Source organism: Blautia sp. HCP3S3_B11 (genome assembly GCF_052064435.1).
Lineage (GTDB): Bacteria > Bacillota > Clostridia > Lachnospirales > Lachnospiraceae > Blautia_A.
On sequence record NZ_JBQHVP010000008.1, the window covers coordinates 52807 to 74474 of the forward strand.

19 protein-coding genes are annotated in these 21668 nt (G+C 45.9%); 1 reads left to right on the plus strand and 18 read right to left on the minus strand.

What is annotated here, in order from left to right:
- Positions 1 to 117: 117 nt before the first annotated feature.
- The 18 genes from ACTNC0_RS07595 to ACTNC0_RS07680 all read right to left on the minus strand — a co-directional run bounded on the left by ACTNC0_RS07595 (position 118) and on the right by ACTNC0_RS07680 (position 20353).
- On the minus strand, positions 118 to 2220 hold the full coding sequence (locus tag ACTNC0_RS07595) for a DNA topoisomerase 3 (RefSeq protein ID WP_441086919.1): 2103 nt from the start codon (positions 2218 to 2220) through the stop codon (positions 118 to 120).
- A complete protein-coding gene (locus tag ACTNC0_RS07600; protein ID WP_441044387.1) occupies positions 2220 to 3833 on the minus strand; it encodes a CD1107 family mobile element protein in 1614 nt (537 codons plus the stop codon). Before ACTNC0_RS07600 ends, ACTNC0_RS07595 begins: the two co-directional genes overlap by 1 nt.
- Positions 3808 to 4092, minus strand: coding sequence for a cell envelope biogenesis protein TolA (locus ACTNC0_RS07605; protein ID WP_066548945.1), 285 nt, complete (start codon positions 4090 to 4092; stop codon positions 3808 to 3810). The genes ACTNC0_RS07600 and ACTNC0_RS07605 overlap by 26 nt, the downstream gene beginning before the upstream one ends.
- A gap of 19 nt (positions 4093 to 4111) precedes the next feature.
- The gene (locus ACTNC0_RS07610) at positions 4112 to 6781 is read right to left on the minus strand and encodes a CD1108 family mobile element protein (protein ID WP_441044388.1); all 2670 of its coding nucleotides are present in this window, start codon (positions 6779 to 6781) and stop codon (positions 4112 to 4114) included.
- Positions 6781 to 9231, minus strand: coding sequence for a VirB4-like conjugal transfer ATPase, CD1110 family (locus ACTNC0_RS07615; protein WP_441086920.1), 2451 nt, complete (start codon positions 9229 to 9231; stop codon positions 6781 to 6783). The genes ACTNC0_RS07610 and ACTNC0_RS07615 overlap by 1 nt, the downstream gene beginning before the upstream one ends.
- Positions 9173 to 9586 carry a PrgI family protein gene (locus tag ACTNC0_RS07620; RefSeq protein WP_117567531.1) on the minus strand — a complete coding sequence of 138 codons (414 nt, stop codon included), beginning with the start codon at positions 9584 to 9586 and terminating at the stop codon, positions 9173 to 9175. Before ACTNC0_RS07620 ends, ACTNC0_RS07615 begins: the two co-directional genes overlap by 59 nt.
- A gap of 30 nt (positions 9587 to 9616) precedes the next feature.
- The gene (locus ACTNC0_RS07625) at positions 9617 to 10489 is read right to left on the minus strand and encodes a VirB6/TrbL-like conjugal transfer protein, CD1112 family (RefSeq protein ID WP_066548951.1); all 873 of its coding nucleotides are present in this window, start codon (positions 10487 to 10489) and stop codon (positions 9617 to 9619) included.
- Positions 10490 to 10492: 3 nt separating this feature from the next.
- Positions 10493 to 10573 carry a Maff2 family mobile element protein gene (locus ACTNC0_RS07630; protein ID WP_334309820.1) on the minus strand — a complete coding sequence of 27 codons (81 nt, stop codon included), beginning with the start codon at positions 10571 to 10573 and terminating at the stop codon, positions 10493 to 10495.
- Between the two features lie 94 nt (positions 10574 to 10667).
- Positions 10668 to 12338 (minus strand): recombinase family protein, encoded by a 1671-nt coding sequence (locus tag ACTNC0_RS07635; protein WP_002584321.1) that lies wholly within the window; start codon positions 12336 to 12338, stop codon positions 10668 to 10670.
- Positions 12339 to 12536, minus strand: a complete 198-nt coding sequence (locus ACTNC0_RS07640; RefSeq protein ID WP_002592708.1) for a hypothetical protein — start codon at positions 12534 to 12536, stop codon at positions 12339 to 12341.
- Positions 12537 to 12777: 241 nt separating this feature from the next.
- On the minus strand, positions 12778 to 14115 hold the full coding sequence (locus ACTNC0_RS07645; protein WP_002584323.1) for a virulence-associated E family protein: 1338 nt from the start codon (positions 14113 to 14115) through the stop codon (positions 12778 to 12780).
- Entirely contained in the window at positions 14084 to 14728 is a 645-nt protein-coding gene (locus ACTNC0_RS07650; RefSeq protein WP_002584324.1) for a CHC2 zinc finger domain-containing protein, read from the minus strand. Before ACTNC0_RS07650 ends, ACTNC0_RS07645 begins: the two co-directional genes overlap by 32 nt.
- Positions 14729 to 14793: 65 nt before the next feature.
- Positions 14794 to 16374 carry a MobQ family relaxase gene (gene mobQ / locus ACTNC0_RS07655; RefSeq protein ID WP_002584325.1) on the minus strand — a complete coding sequence of 527 codons (1581 nt, stop codon included), beginning with the start codon at positions 16372 to 16374 and terminating at the stop codon, positions 14794 to 14796.
- Positions 16375 to 16570: 196 nt separating this feature from the next.
- On the minus strand, positions 16571 to 17116 hold the full coding sequence (locus ACTNC0_RS07660; RefSeq protein ID WP_002584326.1) for an AAA family ATPase: 546 nt from the start codon (positions 17114 to 17116) through the stop codon (positions 16571 to 16573).
- Positions 17117 to 17330: 214 nt separating this feature from the next.
- Positions 17331 to 18791, minus strand: a complete 1461-nt coding sequence (locus tag ACTNC0_RS07665) for an Lsa family ABC-F type ribosomal protection protein (RefSeq protein ID WP_002584327.1) — start codon at positions 18789 to 18791, stop codon at positions 17331 to 17333.
- Positions 18792 to 19537: 746 nt separating this feature from the next.
- Entirely contained in the window at positions 19538 to 19834 is a 297-nt protein-coding gene (locus ACTNC0_RS07670) for a DUF3847 domain-containing protein (RefSeq protein ID WP_173877598.1), read from the minus strand.
- Positions 19827 to 20168, minus strand: coding sequence for a DeoR family transcriptional regulator (locus tag ACTNC0_RS07675; RefSeq protein ID WP_173877597.1), 342 nt, complete (start codon positions 20166 to 20168; stop codon positions 19827 to 19829). Before ACTNC0_RS07675 ends, ACTNC0_RS07670 begins: the two co-directional genes overlap by 8 nt.
- Positions 20165 to 20353, minus strand: a complete 189-nt coding sequence (locus ACTNC0_RS07680) for a hypothetical protein (protein ID WP_005930722.1) — start codon at positions 20351 to 20353, stop codon at positions 20165 to 20167. Before ACTNC0_RS07680 ends, ACTNC0_RS07675 begins: the two co-directional genes overlap by 4 nt.
- A gap of 473 nt (positions 20354 to 20826) precedes the next feature.
- Here ACTNC0_RS07680 and ACTNC0_RS07685 point away from each other — a divergent pair, with 473 nt between their 5' ends.
- Positions 20827 to 21633 carry a helix-turn-helix transcriptional regulator gene (locus ACTNC0_RS07685; RefSeq protein WP_173877596.1) on the plus strand — a complete coding sequence of 269 codons (807 nt, stop codon included), beginning with the start codon at positions 20827 to 20829 and terminating at the stop codon, positions 21631 to 21633.
- Positions 21634 to 21668 lie beyond the last annotated feature (35 nt).

Consider the following 21668-nt stretch of genomic DNA (forward strand, 5'->3'; position numbering starts at 1 on the left):
GCAACACTGAGATTATAACATTTATCCTTTTCAACCACAACGAAGTGTCCCTTATCCTACGAAAACAAGGCGTATGAAACTGTTACACTTCACACGCCTTTACGCTGTTAATTGCTATTATTTCTTGCTTTTTTGAAACTCCAGCTTGACCTTATACTGTGAGCCTTTGATTTCCTTACCATCTTTGGTATAGGAATAATCCTCAATTCCTTCCGGGATAAGGTAGGCATCATAGCTTCCCTTCTTTCCCTTTAATCCTTTGACGAAAGTCTTTTTTCCCTCCAGCATACTCTTAATCTGCGTATCGGAAAGTACAGTCCCCATAGCCTTGCCGACATTCATACCACACTTATTTTTGCAGTAGGCTCCATATTTTCCCTTTACCACATCACCGCCACATTTCGGGCATTTTCCAAGGGCTTCCTGTGCGCTCTGATTTCCTCCAAACATGGATTTCTGCTCGTCACTAATGCTGTGATAAGTCTGCACAAGGTTCTTTACCATATCCGCAATGCCATCCATAAATTCCTGCATGGAATACTCTCCCTTTGCAACAAGGGTAAGGGCATTTTCCCAGTCAGCGGTAAGTTTCGGGGACTTTACCACATCCGGAAGCACCGTAATCAGTTTCATTCCGTCCTCTGTGGGAATCATCTGCTTTTTCTCACGCTTCACAAAACCGTCCTTGACCAGCTTCTCAATGATGTCTGCTCTGGTGGCAGGTGTGCCAAGTCCTTTACGTTCCACATCATCTCCCATTTCTTCACTTCCGGCTCGCTCCATTGCAGACAAAAGGGAATCTTCCGTAAAGTGCTTTGGGGGATTTGTATAATGCTCGCTGATCTTCGTCTGTACCCCGTCAAAGGTCTGCCCCTTTGAAAGCTCTGGCAGTTTCTTATCCTCCTGCTCTTTATCTTCCGTTGTCCTAAAAGAACGCTTAAAAGCATCTTCAAAATCTTTCCACCCGTTTTTTAAGACCGACTTGCCGGAAGTGGCAAAGGTGTAACCGCCACAGGAAAACTCTGCCTTGACTGTTTCATAAAGATGTTTCTCCCCCATAGCGCACAGCAGCCTGTTGGCCACAAGGGATAAAATCTTTCGCTCCGTTTCCGGCAGGGCTGCAAGGTCAGCTTTGGCAATCTCCATTGTGGGGATAATCGCATGGTGGTCTGTGACCTTTTTGCTGTTTAACACACGCTTAATATCCGGATTGAACATCCTATTTTCCTCAAACAATATGGAACCAAAAATTGCTTCAATAACATTTCCGGCTGTCTGCTCCATATCATCAGACAAATACTGACTGTCCGTTCTCGGATAGGTACACAGCTTCTTTTCATAAAGGCTCTGGGTGTACTCTAAGGTCTGCTTTGCTGTAAAACCGAATAGACGGTTGGCATCCCTCTGGAGTGTGGTAAGGTCATAAAGTTTCGGCGGTGCCACCGTCTTTTCTTCCTTTGCCACAGACGTAACAAGAGCCTGTCCGTTCAGACAAGCTCCTGCAACATTTTCTGCTTCTGTTTTACTGTCAATCCTCTCTGTGACCGCATCCACGCCGCCACAGAGAATATGAGCCATAAAATACTGCTCTTTCTTGAAATTCATAATCTTTGCTTCACGTTCTACAAGCATTGCAAGGGTAGGTGTCTGTACTCTGCCCACCTTTAACACCTTGCCGCCATATAAAACGGTAAAAAGCCTTGTCCCATTGATACCCACAAGCCAGTCCGCTTCCTGTCTGCACAGTGCGGAATGGTATAAGTGATCATAGTCACTTCCCGGCTTTAAGTTCTCAAATCCTTCTCTTATGGCACTTTCCTCCATAGATGAAATCCATAAGCGTTTCATCGGTTTGCTGCATCCCGCCTGTTCATACACCAGACGGAAGATAAGCTCTCCTTCCCGTCCTGCATCCGTGGCACATACCACGCTGTCTACTTTAGTATCATGCATCAGCTCCTTTAATACCCTGAACTGTGCAACCGTGTCTTTCTTGACCTCATGCTGCCAATGCTCCGGTATCATAGGCAGGCTGTCGTAAGTCCACTTTTTCCATGCATCAGAATAGGCATCCGGCTGTGCCAACTCAACCAGATGCCCCACGCACCATGAAACGATAGAACCGTTTCCCTCCATGTATCCGTCTTTTCTTTCATCTGCACCAAGCACCTTGGCAATTGACTGTGCCACACTTGGCTTTTCCGCTATCACTAACTGCATTATTCTTCCTCCTGTTCCTCAAAGAAATCATCATCCGAACTTCCCTCTGATTCCTCATCTTCGTTCTCATATTCTTCGTTATCTTCCTCGTCCTCATCTTCATCCTCGATGAAATCCTCTTTCTTTTTGCGTACCACTTTAAAATAATACGCACCTCCGATTACTGCCACTGCAAGACCTCCCATAAGGATATAGGAAATCATAGGATTTGCCTGCTCTTTAACCTCCGTTTCTTCCGGTTCCTCGGTGCTTTCTGTATCTTCTTCGGTTCCCTCTGTATCTTCCGCAGCTTCCTCCTCCTTATTTTCCTGTTCTGCATTATTATTTGGCAATGCACTTTCAGAAGTCGGGATTGCAGACTCTAATGCGGCAGAGTTTTTCGGTAAGGTTTCGTTGTTATCAGATGTGGTATTCAGCAAGTCATTTTCCGTAATCTCTGTCAGGAAGTAGACCATTTCTTCCTCTCCATCCCTGTCGATAATCAGATAAAACACCTTGTCCGACGCTGTCTGAATGGTATAAAATTCCTTGCCCTGCTCGGACTGCTTACTCTCCTTATCCTCATTCTCTGCTTTCTCCGAAGCATCCGCTTCCGCCATTGCCTGTTTCTTCTGCTCCGCAGGATTTGTCTGTGAAGTGGTATTCCCATTACTGTCTGTCTTGGTATGCTCCGTTACGGTTCCTGTGGCACTTCCCGGCTTTGTAGCTTCTGCATTGACCGGAAGCTGTTCTGCCGGATTGTCATCACTCTCATCTGCCGGGTCTTTGTAGTATGGATTTTTCGTCTTGTAGACCTCCGACATATTTCCGGCATTGTCCATTGCAGAAATGGTAAAATACTCATACCCCGCATCAAATTGCTGCAGGCGGATATTCAAAGTTCCGTTTGTAAGGTCTGTAAATTCATATCCGTTAACATAGACTGCTTTCGCTCCGGAATCCGTATCATGTACCTGTACACTCAGAAGTCCGTCACTGACCGCAGCATTAAGCGTAGGCTTTGTGGTGTCAAAACATTTGATTGCACGGCTTCTCTCATAGGTATGATCCTTCTGGTCAGTGACCTGCACATACACCGTACAGTTTTCAGAAACCTCCAGCTTTCTGTCCTCTGTCACATCCGTCCAGCTTCCATTCTGTCCTACCTTCGCCTGAATCTTGGCAATTTCAAAATTTCCTGTGTGTGCCACATCCGCAACCGTAAATGTCACGGTTGCTTTGTCATTATGCCACCCATCCGGCTGATTGATCTGGATTGTGACATTCGGCTTTTTATATGCACAGAGCTTATAATCTTTCACGCATACTTCGCAATTATGGTCGTATTCATACGCACCACATTTATCCTCACAGGTACACTCCGGTTCTTTTACATCACCACCGGATACCATATGCTCTTCCGTGCTGTTTTCTTCAGAACCGCTTTCTGTTTCCGGCTCTGTATCATTCTCGGTTCTGTTTTCCTCAGAACCACTTTCCGGCTCTGTATCCTCCGCATGAACACTCACTGCATAATTCCCGTTCATGGCAAATCCCAAAGCGGGCATACAGAACAAAACTGCTGATAAAACAAGCGATAACACCGCCTTAGATGATAGTTTCATTTTTTTCATGGCTTACTGCCTCCTTTTCTGATTGTTGTGTCTGTTCTTCCTGTTCCTTTTTCTTTAACAGATGCAGAATTTCTTCCTCACTGACTTTATTCAGTAAAATCAGCCGTTCCAGAGAGATTTTATTTTTCTCAATGAATTTCATCTTCTCCGCATCCTCTGCCATCTGTAACTGCTCCTCCAAGTCCTTCTGCCTTGCCTGCAATCCTGCAAGCTGCTCCCGGACTTTCAGAAGCTCTTTTTCAATTCTTTCCTTTGTCATTTATCCTCACTTCCTGCTTTTAATTTAATCTTCCAAAACTGTAGAAATGGCTCTGCCAGTATGGTGTATTGATAGAAGCATATTTGATTGGGTCACCGCAGTGTATCATCACACCGTTTCCGCAATAGATACCCACATGGCTGACAGGTCCCGGCGAATTGTAAGTACCTGTAAAAAATATAATGTCCCCAGCCTTGGCATCTGCCGCTGACACCGGAGTACACTGGTCATATATGCCCTGTGCCGTGGTTCTTGGCAGGTTATGTACGCCGCTGTTGGTAAATACCCAGCATACAAAGCCGGAACAGTCAAAACTTGTGGACGGAGAAGAACCGCCCCAAACATACGGATAGCCAAGATATCTTGCTGCTTCCTCCATTAGTGCCTGTACTGTTGCATCATCATAGGAATCAGGTGGTATGACATTTCCCGGCGAACCGCCACCACCCGGACTTTCTCCATAAAGAGTTTCCTCACCCACATCAAAGTAAAATAACGGGTTATAATACTCCCCGTTATACAAACACTCGATATGAAGGTGGCTTCCGGTACTGCTTCCCGTATTTCCCGTTGTTCCTATGGTTGTTCCGTGTGTAACAGTCTGTCCGGCACTGACACTTAATGTATCCATGTGTGCATACTTGGTGCAGTAACCATTGCTGTCCTCTATCACAACATAATTACCATAAGAAGCATCATAGGTTGCTGTTGTAACCGTTCCATCCATCGCTGCCAGCACGGTTGTCCCTGTGGGCACCGCTATATCCACACCACGGTGAAACTGTTCCTGCCCTGTGACCGGATTGATACGGTAGCCGTAATAACTCGACACATAGCTATACCAATACAGATTGAGCGGTGTATAAAACTGCTGTGTCAGTCCATGGGTTTCATTGTAAAGAGCATAGATTTCTTTCTGCTCCTCATTCATGTGTCCGGCTACCACCACACCCAGATCGGTGGCTGTCAGTGTTACTTCAAGTATGGTTACGGTGTATTCTTCTTCCTCCTCATACTCATATTCTTCCTCTGTTTCCTCGCCCGTTACCGGGTCTGTTACAGTTCTCGTTCCTGTCTTTGTTACAGTCCTTGTCCTCGTCTCCGTGGTAGGATTTAAGGTCAGCTCATACATTTCTTCAAAAAGGCTTTCTATCTCACTTTGCACATCACTTGCCGTAAATTCCGTATGTACTGCCGACAGGTAACTGATTAAAACAAACGGGTCATGCCCTATGGCATCCAGATTGTAGCGGTATTCGTCATAATCCGGATAGTCCGTTTCTATGTCATTGATTTCTTTCTGCAATTCCATTTCCAGCTCGGAAAACGCCAGGTCCGCAGCATCAATCTCTGCTGGAACACTCATATAACTTCCTGCCAGTGTGGTACTCATACCATCTGAGAACATCGCCCCACAGGACGATATGGCTGTCATGATCATAATCAGAAGCAGTGCAAAGATACCGATTGTTACCAGAAACGAAACATTCCTGCTTGCTATCTCCTGTATTTTCTTGGCAACCTTGGTAACAAAATTGGCTGATTTTGCAGCCGCTTCTTTTGTATTCTTTGCTGCCTGTCCTGCACGCCTTGCCTTTGCATACTCCCGCTTGATACGCTGTTTCTGCAATCGTTTCTGCATCTGCTTTTTCAAGGTCTTTTCCTGCATCTGTGGGTTTTCTTCCAAAAACTTCTGATACCGGAAATTGACCTCTTTCTTAAACTGCTTTTTCTCCAGCTTTGCGACTTTCTCTTTCTTCCTTTGCAATCCGCTTTTATGATTGCGTTTCACAAAATGATAGACATTCTCTGCTGTCTGTTCCGTCTTATGTGCTCCTTCCACAGCAGAATTTTCTTTCTCCACTTCAGCAACCTTGCCGTGGGCAAAATTGGAATATTCTGCACCTACCCTGCCTGCAACCACTTTTACCGGACTATCCGGTTTGAAATGCTTTTCTTTTTCCACGGCAGTCAGCACATACTTTGCTTTTCCTGTCTTTTCATCAAAGACACGCTCAAAGGAATACTCCTTTGTCTTTGGTATCTTCTTTCTTGCAGCTTCGGTCTTTTTCCCGGCTTTCTCTGCCTTACTTTGCAGTCTGTCTAATTTTTTGCTTCCATGAAACTCTGGCTCTGCTCCTTCCGTAAAGGTTTTTTCCTTCGTCTGGAAATCACGTTCAAAATCAGATTGTTTTGTCCGTTCCCTGTTCTGATACTCCCGTCTGTGGTATTTTCCTTTTTTCTCGGATTGGTGGTAGGTATCCCTGCGGTGGCAATCATCCTTTTGCTGATGTTCCTCCTGCTCCCTGTTACCTTCCTCTGTAAAAGTATTATTTTCCTGCGAAAAATCGCTTTTCTTCTTACTGTCCGCATCCGTATTCTCAGACTTCAAATCCTTCTGCTCTGCGGAAAGATTTTCACTGTATCCAAAAGTGTCCTGCTTCTGATACTGCTTTTTATTTCTGCGTTTTGTTGACAGCCCTGACTTCTGGACATTCTGTCCAAAAGCTTCAGACTGTTCCTGTTTCAGAACATCTCCGGAAGTGTCATTTGCATCTCTTGGCTGATGTGTCCCGGAATGCTTATGCTGTACTTTTTTCGAAGCAGTTCCCTTTTCGGAACCACCTTTAGCAAAAGCACTCTTATCCCTTGCGAACTCAGCCGACTTGTCTTTTTTATTCTCTGCCACTAATCAACATCCTCCTGTTTTACGCTTTCTTCCGGTTTGGTATTCATAATCGCATAAGTCTTTGTGTCTGTCGGATATTTATCTACAAAAGGAATAACCACGTTATCGAACAGAATCAGACCAGAACCCGGCTCTGAATTGGTTACATGGGAAAGCTGCTTTTCCGAAAGCCCCAGCTTATCTGCAAGTATCGCCTGATCCTTTGCATTCTGATTCAGCAGATAAACAAAATCGGAGTTACCAAGAATACCCTCGATTTCCTCCGACTTTAAGAAGTCGCCCACATTCTGTGTCAGACCTGTCGGAATACCGCCCCATTTTCTGAAACGCTTCCAGATTTCCACCGAATAAATGGCAGTCTGTCTCTCCTTTAAAAGAAGGTGGAACTCATCACAGTAATAACGGGTAGCGATTTTTCTCTCCCTGTTCTGCGACACCCTGTTCCATACGGCATCCTGTACGATGAGCATACCCAGCTCTTTCAACTGGTTTCCCAAATCTCTGATATCAAAGCACATGATACGGTTCTTACTGTCCACGTTAGTGCGGTGATTAAAATAATTCTGCGAACCATGAACATACAGTACAAGGGAATTGGCAATACGCTCTGCTTTCGCATTCTTATGGTCTAAAAGGGCATTATACAAATCCTCAAGGATAGGCATATTCTCCGGCACCGGATTTTCGAAATAGGCATCATAGATATGACGGATACATTCGTCAATGATACCCTTCTCATCATTCTCCAGACCGTTCTTTCCTCCGGCAATCAGATCGCACAGGGTAATGATAAAATCACTCTTTAATTTCAGAGCTTCCTTATCCCCCTTGTGGCTTAACTGAATATCCATCGGGTTCAGATAGTCTTTGGAATTGGTTGCCAGCTTTACCACCTGCCCATGCAAAGCTCCCACAAGGGCAAAATACTCGCCCTCAGGGTCACAGATAATCACATCATCCCTTGTCATAAGAAAGCAGGATAAAATCTCCCTTTTTGCACTAAAGGACTTACCACTGCCCGGTGTTCCTAAAATCACTCCGTTTGGTGTACGAAGCCGCTTTCTGTCTGCCATGATCATGTTGTTTGACAGGGCATTTAAACCATAATAGATTGCCGGTGCAGGCATAAATAATTCCTGCGTACAGAACGGTACAAGAATAGCGGTACTCTTTGTGGTAAGCACACGCTCAATTCCCGTATCATTGCATCCAATAGGAGCGGAAGCCATAAGTCCCTGCTCCTGCAAATACTGCAAACATCTTAGGTTACAGTTTGCCTGCTGAATAATGCCGGACACCCTCTGCGTAATATTTTCAAGCTCCCTTTTGCTCCTGCCATAACAGGTAATTAAGAAAGTCATTTTGATAATCTTCTGGTTACTGGTGTTCAGATCGTCAAGCAGTTCCAGCGTATCCTTTTCATAAGTGATAATATCCGTAGGAAGAATATCCATGTCATACCCACTGCGGACTGCCTTTTTCTGCTCCTCAATCTTCATCTTCTGAATATTGGTCAAAGCACCCTTTAACATCTTGATTGCCTTTACCGGGTCCATCGTCTGCATGTGCATGGTAATGGTCAGGTTATCATCAATATCAAGGAGCTTCTTTAACAGCTCATCATTAAAACGTGGTGCAATAATATCCAGATAATGGACACTGCCATACATCTTTCCTGCCTTAAATCGGCTTGGATAACGGAAGTCAAAGCCCGGCGGTGCAATGTAGTCCTTTACACTCTTTCCGGACTCTGCCAGCTCCTTAAATGAAAAACGGAAAGGCTCCATGGTATCCTGGTTGAAATACTCATGCAGGATACGCAGTCGCTCCTTTCCGTCAAGGCTTTTGGCGTGGGTTCCAAGGTTTAAAAAGTTCCTGATAACATCCTTTTCAATGTTATTCAGTTTTGATTTCGCTTCCTTATATCCCTTACACTCCGTACCAAAAATAAGATATTTTGATTTAATAATTCCGTTGTTGCCCTTTGCAGCCTGCTTCTTTAACATTTCCGTGTATTCCTCACGGATGTCGTCAAAATCATCTCCCTGCAAAGGAATGTCAAACTGGTCTATCAGCGTCTGTTCGTTGACCTGCCTGTTAAATAAAAACAGTTCAAATCTGATAGACGGGTCAAAATAATTGATGAGCTTGCTGTACTCCTCTAAAATCTCCCCCTGGTCCTCTATTTCCAGAAGGTCATAATTTATATCATAAAATTCCACCATTTTTGTGTAGAAATCAGATGTCACCTGACAGATACCATCACGGAACATCTTTTTGAAAGTAATGGTATTCTGTGCCGTGGTAGGTTTCTCCTGTTCCTTATGGTTTCCTGCAAGAGTACGCTGAAGCTCTTTTAACCTTTTCTTTTCAGAAAAACTCAAGCCCGCTTTAGGCTTGGCAGTTTTCTTCTGACTGCCCTGTAATCTTGCCTTTGGCTTTTGCTTCAAGGTAACGCACCTCCTTCTTCATTTTTTCCTGTTCCTCTAACCGATTGTAGAGATTTTCTGATTTATAGGGGCGTATTCCCGGTGTCAGGAACTTCTGCCTTATCATAAAGTACAGAATCTTTTCTGCCGGAAAACCGTCCTTTTCATACATTGCCAGAAAGAAAAACGGCAGCATGACAGCCACCATGATCAGTGCGGATGCCTGTGTCCCGATGATATCTTTGGTAAAGATATAAAAAGGAATTCCAACCGCACCTGCCGCACCAAAACAGATAAGCTGACGTTTTGTCAGATTCATTGCCACCTTTGTCTTGATACCGCTTAAATTCTTCGGCACTGCGACTGATATTGCCATAAACAGCCTCCTTCCTGATATAACGCTGCTTTAATGTGCATTAAAAATAGATTTGCTAAGGGAACCTGTCTTAAATAAGCTGAAGCACAGGATAACGGTATATGCTGCCACTGACCACAAAGCCGTATGTAGATTGCTCGCAACCGCAACGCTGGATACCAGCACCGCATAGATTGCCACACATACCATGATGAAAAATCCCTGAAATGCCAAAGCACAAAGTCCCTTGATATAATTACTTCCGATGCCGCCCCATTCCCGGTTGCTGAGTGTCGCAAACGGAACCGGAGCCACTGAAACATAAAGGTATATTTCAATCATTCGCCCATATAGCATGACGGTGATTAGCAGGGAAATGATTTTCATACATAAGCTGACAATCATGGTCTCTATTCCAAGTCCTATCAGTTCGCCTATCCCCATGGTGGAGAGCTGGCTGTTAAACATGGACTGTAACGTACTCGTCACATCAAGTGTCGTGGAGCCTGTAATGACTCCTGCTGCACTTGTAACGATATGGTTGCCCACATCAAAAATTGCCATGGTAATGTCAGAGGTATAGCTGACAAGCAATACTGCAATACATGCTTTCACAAGATAACGGAAGAAAAACTCACTCCCCATCTCATGCATGTTATTCTTATCCATTACCATGGTAATCAGCTCATAGCAGAGAATCGCACTAATGATCATCCCTGCTATGGGCACCATGACTGTGTCTGACAGGTTATCTATCATGGAAAAAATACCTGCGTTCCAAGAGCTGGGCGTCTGCCCAACCTCTCCGGCGATTGTTCCTACTTTCGTATTCACGTCAGTAAACATCGTTTCGAGATTGTCCAGCACCCATCCTTGCAGCATTTCCTTTATAAATTCAGTGATTTTCTCAATGATTGACCCCATGAATTATGAGAACAGCGTTGAAAGCTGTGGGATCACCGTCTGTGCTACGATAATGATACCGCCTCCGGACATAAGCTGTTTCATCCCCAATTAGGTGTAAAAACTCTGCTCGATGGCGGGCGGCGGCGTACAAAAAATCTATATGGTGTTGTTAAGAGAACCGTCCCGGCGGGACAGGTCAGGCAGTGACCTGTTCCACCTCCGGGATGGGTTTGAGATTAAAATGAATTTCGATAGAAATGTGTCTTGTTTTATCTTCGTCAATGCGCTCATGCACAACGATTTCTTTGATTAAGCGGTTGAGGGTGGCTGCGTCCAGCTCTGTGATGTTGGCGTATTCCTGAATGGCTTCCACCCATTGTTTTGCATCATTGGCAAGCTGGACTTCATCGGACAGCCGCTTTCTGCCCTCGGACACTTTTGTTTTAAGCTCCGTCTGCTCGGTCTGTGTCTTTTCCAGCATGGTGTTGAAATTCTGCTCACTGATACGCCCTGCAATCATATCCTCATAAAGCCGCATGACCATTTTGTCCAGAACCTCAATCCGTTCCTCGTCCCTTGTAAGGGAGCGTTCCATTGCTTCCCGCTGTTCCCGCTGCTCGGCTTCACAGGTATTGGTCAGGCGGTCGGCAACCGCTTCCCCGTCCATCAGGGCAGCTCTGGCACATTCCCGGATTTTCCGCAGCACATGGCTGTAAAGGGTGTCATAATCAATCCGGTGCTGGGTGCAGTGGTTCTTTCCAAAGGCATTGTAGGTCTTGCAGGAGTAAATCCGCTGGGGATGTTTAGCGTTTGTGTAGCGTACCGTCAGCGACTTCCCACACTCGCCGCATTTTAACAGTCCGGCAAACAGGCTGATTTCATTGGTCTGCCCCGGACGCTGGCGGGATTTCAGCTTGTTCTGCACAATGTCAAAGCTCATGCTGTCAATCAGCGGTTCATGCTGTCCCTCCACCACAATCCAGTCCTCCGGCTTCTTTTCCCCAATCGTGCCGATTTTGAAGCGGTAGTCCTTTTTCTGGGAAGCAATCGCCCCGGTGTAGACGGGATTCATCAAAAGGTCTTTGATAACGGAGAAGTCCCACATATACCGCCCGTTTTCTGGGTCTTTCTTTTCCCATTTGGTGCGGGTATTGCGAAGCCCCCGTTCCCGGTTCCACCATGTAGGGCAGGGGATTTTTTCTTTCTCCAGCCGTCTGCGGATATAGTTCGGACCATGACCGTTCAGGGCATATCCGAAAATCAGCCGCACAATCGGGGCGGTTTCCTCGTCAATGAGCAGATGGTTTTTGTCCTCCGGGTCTTTCCGATACCCAAACGGGGCAAGACACCCGGTAAACTGTCCTTTCTGCGCTTTCAGAAGATAAGAGGAATGGACTTTCTTGGAAATATCCTTGCTGTACATCTCGTTCAGGATATTCTTGAACGGGGCAATGTCGTTGTTATCCCGCAGGGTGTCGATGCCGTCATTCATGGCGATATAGCGGACACCGTTTCTTGGGAAAAAGTCCTCAATCAAATGCCCGGTTTGCAGATAATTACGCCCCAGTCGGCTGAGGTCTTTCGTGATGACAAGGTTGATCTGCCTGCGCTCAATGGCTCTCAACATTCTCTGTAGGTCAGGACGCTCCATGTTAAGACCTGTGAAGCCATCGTCCTGATAGACTGCCACAACCTCCCATCCCTGCTTTTCGCAGTATTTTTCCAGCATATCACGCTGGTTTGCGATACTGGCACTTTCGCCTTGCAGGTCATCGTCCTTTGACAGCCTGCAATAGACCGCCGCACGATAACCCCCGGCAAGTGCCGAACCGATTGTTCTGTATTCCATTTCGTTCATCATAGCCATTTACCCACACAATCCAGACGGTATCTGGCTCTTTTGAACCTCATCTTCATTATAGCCTATATCTTTCTTTTTAGCAAGATATTCTTTTGCATTTGTCTTTCCGTATTTCTGGGAAATCAGGCTGACGAACACATCAGTGGCGTCAAGCTCCCCGTCAAATACAGTGGTCACATGAATCTCTGTTTTGTTTTTTGCCATAGGCAGTTATCCTCCATACATGAAAATAGCCAGACAGAGGGTGTCGGCAACGAAGTCCGGCAACGGACTTCAAAAGACCTTGCAAACAATCTCAATCTGGCGATGGTTACTATTTATACTTTTCTTTTATTTTTTTGTTGTTTTGGTTGTTATAAGGGAGAAAAGCCCGGAAATAAGGGGTTTTTCCCGGCAACCGGCTCGGCAACGGGATAACAACAGGGGGTGCAACGGGCTGTCCTTTTCAGAATGGAAGCTCCATCTGTTCTGTGACCTCCACAAAACCGTCCATCGTTTTTTCAGACGGGTTGCCGGAGTCCGTTGCCGGGTTTTCACGCTCCCAGCCCTTTTGTCTGCCATATTCGGAAAACATTCTTGGGTTTGGGAAGTACCGCCAGCTGGAAATGCACTGGTTCATAATCTCGTTGATTTCCCGGATTTCCCATTGCTTCGGCTCGTCAAAAGCATGGTTCAAGGCTTCCTTATAGAGCTGCTTGGAGCAGACCATGCTCCCGGTGTATTTATCAAGATACGCCTGTATCATCCCGGCTTTGGTGTCCTCCGGCATAAAATCCCGCTGGTGTTCTTTGAGATACCGCTGCATGGCGGGGCTGAAAGCCAGCTTGAACCTGCCGCTTTTATAAATCTCCATCGCTTCCGCCCACATCTGCCCGATATAGGCTCTGGAAGCGGCTTCATCCTCCAAAATGTGAACTTCCGCCTGCTCCGGGTACACCATGACCGGGATAAAGCGGCGGTTGCCGGAACGGTCAAGGGGCAGGAAGTCAAGGGCATTGGAAGTGCCGCCAAACACGCACTGACGGGGGCGGTCTGCCGGGTGGGTTTCATAAGGTATCTTGTAGACCTCTTTCTGCCGGCTTAAAAATGACTTGATTTCCTCAATGCTCTTGGCGTTGGCGGTTGCCATCATTTCCGACATTTCAATAATCCAGTGACCTTGCAGCTTGCGGTACACATTGTCATCGTCCAGCTTCCGCAAATCATCGGAGAACCACTCGTCCCGGACTGCCAGCAGCCGGAAGAAGGTGGACTTTCCAGCCCCCTGACCGCCTACCAGACAGAGCATGATTTCAAACTTGCACCCCGGCTGAAAGGCTCGTGAGATTGCACCCAGCAGGAACAGCTTCAACGCTTCATAGGTGTAATCGTCTGCGTCAGCCCCCAGAAAGTGCCGCAGGCAGAAGCGGATTCGCTCTGTCCCGTCCCACACAAGGGTATTGAGATAGTCCCGGATGGGATGGTACTTGTTTTCATTCGCCACAATCCCGATGGCGTTATCAATCTTTTTCTCATTGGTAAGCCCGTAGGTTTCTTCCAGATAAAGAAGCAGATACTTCATGTCCGTATCGTTCAGGGCGGTGCTTTCTCTGTGAAAACCGATGGGCTTTATGATGTCCTTGCGGTCAGTCAGGATGTTGTATGCGATAGCCCCTGAAAGCAGAGGGTCACGTTGGAATACGGTCAGGCAGTTCCGTATGCTCTGACGGACACCGCCTTTCTCGGTGGTTTCCAGCCCCGCCTTGATTTCCTCAACGCTCTGGGGCGGCTGCATGGCGTTCATAGTGTTTTTTAGTTCTTGCTGCGTCTGCGGCTGCAAGTTCTGCCATTCGCTGTTCAAGCTGTATCACATCCTTTCCGTAGTCCGTAATCAAATCCGCTTTTTCCTCTGTTTCCCCGAACAGCAGCACATCCAGCAGATATTCCACTTGGGCTTGCTTCTGTAAGGCTTCCACAAACCGGGGATGAAAGGCTTCCTCCGGGGAGTGCGGGGCGTAGTCCGTTCTCCATGCCATCAGCAGATGGAGATAATCGGCAAGAATACGGAAGCAGCGATTCTTTGCTTCCTGAAACTGTTCCTCCGGGGATTTCTGCCGGGTCTTGGGCTTTTTTACCTTTCCCGGCGGTTTCCAGTCCTCATAGGAAAGCCCGAAGTCCTGTGCCAGCTGTACGGCGGCTTCTTTCTTTCCCAGCCCATACAGGGCGGCGGCAAAATCAATCACATCCCCATCCGCACCGCAGCCGAAGCAATGGTAACGCCGATCCAGCTTCATGCTTGGGGTTTTATCGTTATGGAACGGGCAGCAAGCCATCCCGTTCCGACCTACATGGATTCCATAATACTCCGCAGCCTGTCTTGTTGTGACGGACTGCTTCACAGCTTCGAATACATTCAAATCTATCCCTCCTTGAAAATAAGAAAAGCACCTGACATTCTCTAATTGAAAATGGCAAGTGCCTGTTAAAGTTCCATATCCTGTTGTCTGTGTTTCTCCTGTGCCGGGGCGGTTCTTTGTGCTTTTTTCTCGTCAGTCTTATCCTGCAAGACTTCTTTGATGGGCTGCTTCTTGGGCGGCTCTTTGCTTTCCTCTGTGCCGGGTGTGGCTTTCCGTACCCAGTAGCGGATGTCCCGCAGCTTCTTCAAATCCTCCTGTACCTCGGTCAGTGGTACTTTCAGCTCTGCGATTTCGCTGAGAAGCGTTTCCTGCTCCTGTTGCAACTCATTTTTCGTTTTATCCTTATCGTCCGGGTGCTTGGCAAGGTAGTCAGCGGCTTTCTCATACCGGGCAACCTCCGGGTGTTCCTGTTTGAATTTCCCCTTTATTTTCTTAAAAAATATCTTCTGGTACTTCTCATAGACAGCCTTACATTCCTTGCAGTCTGTCCGGCTGGCAAGAATCCCGTCAATCACTTTGCTCCGGGCTTCCTTTGGCTTCATCTGATTGCGGTAATCTGCGGCTGATTTCCCGGAAGATTCCAGAAACGCTTCTAAGTCCTCCACAGTGGAAAGCCCCTTTTGCCGGAGATAGGACAGGGCTTCGCTGACTGCCTTTAAGTCCTGTGAAGTTCCCCGGTTCTGTCCAGCCCTTGTCCAGTCCTTCCGTTCTTCCTTTCGTATCTCCATATACTTCATCAGCAGATTGGGAAGAAGTGTCGCTTCCTCCGCCGCCTTTTGTGCAAGCAGCTCCTTCCGTTTTTCTCCCAGCTCGGTAATCCAGCCTTTGAGGTTTTGGATAAGCTGCCGGATGGACTTCATCAGGCGGTTGGCGGCTCTGATTTCCCGGTTCAGGTTGCCGATATTCGTCTGGATACCTCGCTTTTCCATCTGCCGGACAGCAGTCCCCTCATGGACAGTGGGGACTATATCAAGCCCCTGTCTGGCATAGGAACGCAAGTCCACACGCTCCGGGCGGTCATTGGCGTCCAGATAGCGGTTCTGGATAACCTCCCATTCATGCCGCCAGATTTCACAATACTTCTGGTCGTTCCAGTCCACCGTATCCTCCTTGTGGCTTTTCCACCTGCCGGACGGCAGCTTTATCCGTTCCCCATTCTCGTCAAGGTCATAAACCTTGCGGCTCTTGGGAAGCCATTTTCCATGTTCATCCATTGCCCGCATGGTCAGCAGGACATGGGCGTGGGGATTGTGTCCCGGCGGATGGGGGTCATGGATGGCAAAATCAGCAATCATGCCTTTGGAAACAAACTGCTGTTCACAAAACTCCCGTACAAGGACAGCGTACTGGTCGGGCGGTATCTCTCTGGGAATGGTAAGCACCCACCGCCTTGCAAGCTGGGAGTTCCATTGCTTTTCCACCGCTTCGGCGGCATTCCATAAAGTATTGCGGTCTGCATATTCCTGTGGAGCATTTGCCGGGAGCAGGATTTCATTGTGGACGATACCACGCTTTTCCGGGTAGTGCTTTACTTGCTGGTCGTATTCACAGAACAGCTTTTCGCCGCTTTGGTAAGCAGCGGCGGCAACCGCAGACTGCCGCTGGCTGCGCTGAACAATCGTGATTTCGTTGTGTGGACAAGGCATTTCGTGTCCCTCCTTTCGCTAATTGGTGGATGGGGTGGCGTTTTACCACCTCATTTTGGGCAGAAAAAAAGCAGGAGACCTTTTTCAGATTTCCTGCTCGGTGTGCCACTGTGTGAGCGGCGGGTATTTAGTTGTAAAAGTTCGGGACAAGTTGACCCGATGTAAAGCTAACAAACTGGAATTGCACCAAAACAATCTAAGACAACAACGCTGCCCTACTTGCGATTTTTTCTTGTACTGCGGAAACAGTTTCTTGAATGGAATAAGTGGTCGTATCTATAACATTCGATTCATATATTCCCAGATTGCAAAATTGCTCCCACATGGTTTCTACCAATTCGATATTTGTCTTTCGGTCTAACTTTGAGCGTTCAACAGCTCGCTTCAAGGTTTCTTCCTTACTTGCCCTTAAAATAATATAATGCACCTCATAATGTTCCCGAACAAGACTTTGCCACGGCTTTAAAAACCACGGTCCGATAATACCGTCAACAATTACATCATATCCACCACGAGCATATCGCTTCGCAGCTTCTAAAAACGCTTCAATGACAATCAAATTTTGCTCATTTGATTCTGGCAAATGCGGTGGTATTGCCCCTTTACTCAAATAATGATAAAAGTCATCTGTGTGCATATGCACAGACTTTTCCAAATCTGATTCTTTTGCAACAGCAGATGCCGTTGTAGTTTTTCCTGTCCCCGGCGCACCTGTGATTACAATAATTCTACCTTGATTCATCTATATTTTACCTCCACAAATTACGATTTTCTTAATTCTACAAACTGGAATTTGAGTCTCTGTAAAGCTGGAATTAACCCATACAATTATTTTAATTTAGAGGTTCTTACGCAATTATCCGTATTTTGTAATTTTTCAATACTGGAATGCCAGTGTAAATCAGCATTCTCCATTTTTATTAAAGCGAAAAACGTAAAATTGCGGAAGAACCAATTTAGATATTCACAATTTTACTTGCCACAGTATCTCGAAAAACACTGTCATGTTCTACCAGGAGCATGGTCGGGGCAAACTCCGTTATGAGTTGTTCAATCTGCATACGTGAGTACACATCAATAAAGTTGAGCGGTTCATCCCATACATACAAGTGTGCCTTTTCACAAAGGCTTTTCGCAATTAGGACTTTCTTCTTTTGCCCGCCAGAAAAGTCTTTAATATCCTTTTCAAACTGTACACGCTCAAAGTCCATTTTCCTAAGAATTGCCTTGAACAAACTTTCATCAAGGTTGTTTTCTTCTGCAAACTCGGAAAGGGTTCCACATAAATACGATGTATCCTGTGGCACATAAGAAATTACAAGCCCAGAGCCAAGTGTTACTGTACCCGTATAATCTATGGACTGCCCGACTACCAACTTTAACAGGCTACTTTTGCCACTGCCGTTCTTTCCATCAAGCACAATGCGTTCTCCCTGTCTTATTTCAAACGAAACGGGTTCACAAACTGAAATGCCATCATAATAAACTACTACATTCGATAATGATGCAAGCAAATCTGTATGGTAATTAAGCGGTTGTATCTTGAGGGCTTCTGCGGTTTCCATATTTTTCAGCAATGCTGATTTTTGTTCGATTGTCTGTTGTTGTCTCGCTTCTATAGATTTTGAACGCTTCATCATTTTGGCGGCTTTATGACCGACATAACCTTTATCTGCTGCCCCAATTTTGGAAGCTTCTACACGTTCAGACCATACTGCAGCGCGTTTTGCCGACTGCTGTAATCGTCTGATGTCCTTTTGCAAACGTTCGTTCTGAGCCAGTTCAAATTCTTGCTGTCGCTCAAAATTTGACATCCATGATGAAAAGTTTCCTCTTTGCACTTCGATATTCGCTCGGTTAATCGATAGAATATAGTCAACACAATCGTCAAGAAAGCGACGATCGTGAGAAACTAAGATGAATCCCTTTTTCTTTTTCAGATATGCCGCCACACTTTTTCTCGCTTTGGCATCCAAATGGTTGGTAGGTTCATCAATCAGTAGGAAATGCCCTTCATTAAGAAAAAGAGCGGCAATCAAAACCTTTGTCTGCTCTCCGTTGGAAAGTGTTTCAAAAGGTCGCCAAAGCACATCGACATCAACATCAAGATAAGAAAGTTCTCGCATAAGTTCCCATTCTTCCGCAAGTGGGCAAATCTCCTGCAATATATCCTCTGTAATACGATTCTTATCTGAAACGGGATAAGGAAAATAATCAAACTGTACGGATGATAGGATTTTTCCACTATACTCATATTTCCCAAGCAGAAGATTCAGAAAGGTTGTTTTACCTCGTCCGTTTCTACCCACAAAACCAAGCTTCCAATCGGTATCAACCTGGAAACTGACATTTTCAAAAACATTATCATAACTTGTCGGATATGAAAACGTAAGGTTTTCAATTTTAATCATTGACATAAATATTATCCTCCTTTGCATGTCATACGATACAAAGTCGGTTCGGTGAATGTTTACTACGTATAGATTTCACCAAAAGGAACCGACACTATACGGAGTGAATCATGTGTAACTATCTGTTCTGCACTATTCATAAAGCACCTCCAAAACAAAATAAGAGCCACAAGAAAGTTTATCCTTGCAGCTCGTCATAGCATAAAATAACACCACTAAGCAAAAGTGGCAACAGCACTATATTGAGTAAGATAGACATATAACTTTCTTGCAATAGACACAATAATGCCAAAGTATAGCACTACCGCATATTTTGATTTTATTTGCAAGAAAAGTTAATCATCTTCCCACCTCTTTCTAAATTTCAAAATATTATACCATAAATCGCAGGCAAATACAAGTGGTTATAAAAATTTAACAAATCGCTTATAATACAATCATATAACTTTACGCATTCCTTACTGACCGTAAAATTCCGATTTATTGCTGACTTTATTATACTTTATTGCCTATCGAAAAGATAGCATATTTTATGAAACTTGTCGGCTGGGAACAGCTTGCAACGCAAGGTGTCCCCAGATGACAAGTCCACAAAAGGGTAGCTGGCGGTAGCCAGCGCAGGGGAAGCGTAGCGTCCCCTGTATGATTTGGAGCAGACCATGACTGCGAAAAATCACAGCCCTCCGGCAAGGAGCCTTCGGAGAACGCAATGCACCAACCTTTGGGTGGTGTATAATTGCGCCCTTAGTAAACTAAGGGGTTTCCGGCTTCTCCCGTTCCAGCAGTTTTTTCAATAGTTCCTGCATGTCCTGTCTGTGAAAAATGAGTTTCAACAACAGCATGACATCATCATCTGTCAGACGTTCCGGTTCTTGCAGAAAACTTTCCAGCATACCGCCACGGGTACAGAGCCGGTGCGTCCGTTCCTTTCGGGTAAGCTGTTTCAACTGGTGCTGCAATGCCTTTTCATCATTGATGGCTTTCCGCAGTTTCTTTTCGCTTTTTTCCAACTCCCGATTGAGTTTTTCCAGCTTTGAGGTATCAGGCAAGGGCAGCGTCCTCCTTTCCCGGTATCAGAACATAAATCCTGTTTGGTTCTCCAACGCCCTGACGCACCCGCATGATAAGTCCGGCGGTTTCCAGTTCATTCAAAGAACGCTTGACCGTCATGGGGCTGCGGGACAGGACTGCGGCAATGGCTGTGACAGGGAAGCACACAAACAGGATTCCGTTCTCGTCCTCCTGTCCTTTGGACAGCATATCGTCCAGCATCCGGCAGTACATGACCTTTGCGGTGCTGCTGACTGGAAATCCTGTCAACGCTATGGGAAAGGGCATACAGGGCGGCAATGGTGTGTCTATCGTCATAAATTCAAAATTCATTCGGTGTGTTCCTCCTTTTTCTTTGCTCGTTTGGATAAATAACGGGGGCAGTCAATCACAACCGCCCGGAAGCTCTGCCTGCACCCATGCTGGCATTTCCTGCATAATTCGTTGTAAGTGACACGCCCCCGGTCATTGAGGTAAAAGGAAAGCTCATGCTTCCTCTTTTTGCTCATTCTCGGCATATTGCGCTTCCTCCCGTTTTTGTGTATGGTTTCGGGGCGATTTTCGGAAAAATTACAGCCATAGAGCCGCCTAAAATCTCCCGAAGTATCAGCGATAGGGTAGACTATCCCCCTATCAAATTGTCGTATTTCGGTGTCAGTTCGCCAGTTCTCCCCGGTGTCGTTCCTCCCCTGAATCTCACAGCGGCGTATCGCTCCCTTTGGTACGCTCGTTTCGGTCAGGGTTCCTCCATATCCCTGCCAAAAGTCATGGCACTACATCGCCGGGGAAGCATATCCCACACAGGCTGGTCATTCGATTGGAATAATCCATCGATGAACTACCTGTATCATAGAACATTTTTGTGCCCTGTGCCGTATGTCCACAAAGTAGGAATTAGGGGTAAAAATCAGAAATTTCCACGATTGCGGAATTGATATGGTATAATCAATTCAACGGTTATAAATGTCGTTAGAAAGGGGGAACTGCTTCAATGAACGGAGCTACTACAATACAGGAACGGCTAAAAGATTTACGATTAAACAAAGGATTAAAACTGGAAGAACTGGCTGAGCAAACGGGTATTTCAAAATCGGCTCTTGGCAGTTATGAAAAAGATGACTATAAGGAAATCAATCATGGCAACCTTATCCTGCTGGCAGATTTTTATGGGGTGTCCCTCGATTATCTCTTTTGCCGGACAGAGAACCGGGCGGAGATCAACACGCCATTAAGTGAGCTGCATTTGAGTGATGAGATGGTAGCACTTCTGAAAAGCGGTCGGATTAACAACCGTCTGCTCTGCGAACTTGCCACCCATAAGGACTTTATCAAGTTTCTTGCGGACATTGAGATTTATGTGGATGGGATTGCCACCATGCAGATTCAGAACCTCAACGCCCTTGTCGATACCGTCCGGCATGAAATCATTGAACGGTATCGCCCCGGCGAAGACGACCCCCATTTGAAAGTGTTGCAAGCCGCCCATATCAGTGATGATGAATATTTCAGCCATATGGTTCTGGATGACCTCAACCTTATTATCCGGGATATTCGGGAAGCCCACAAAAAGGACAGTGAGAGTGCGCCCCAGATCACCGTTGCCGATGAACTGAAAGAAAATCTGGAAGCTGTCGAAAATTTCAAAGGCAGTCGGGATGAAAAGCTGGTTGTTCTTTACTGCAAGCAGCTTGGTATCAACTATAAAAATCTGTCAGACGAAGAATTTCGCTGGCTCATTCGGATTCTCAAAAAATCAAAGAAAATGGGAACGCCTATCAGCCAGAGGAAAAAACGGTAAAGAAAAACCGCTGTTGCATGGTTTGTTAGCTTCCA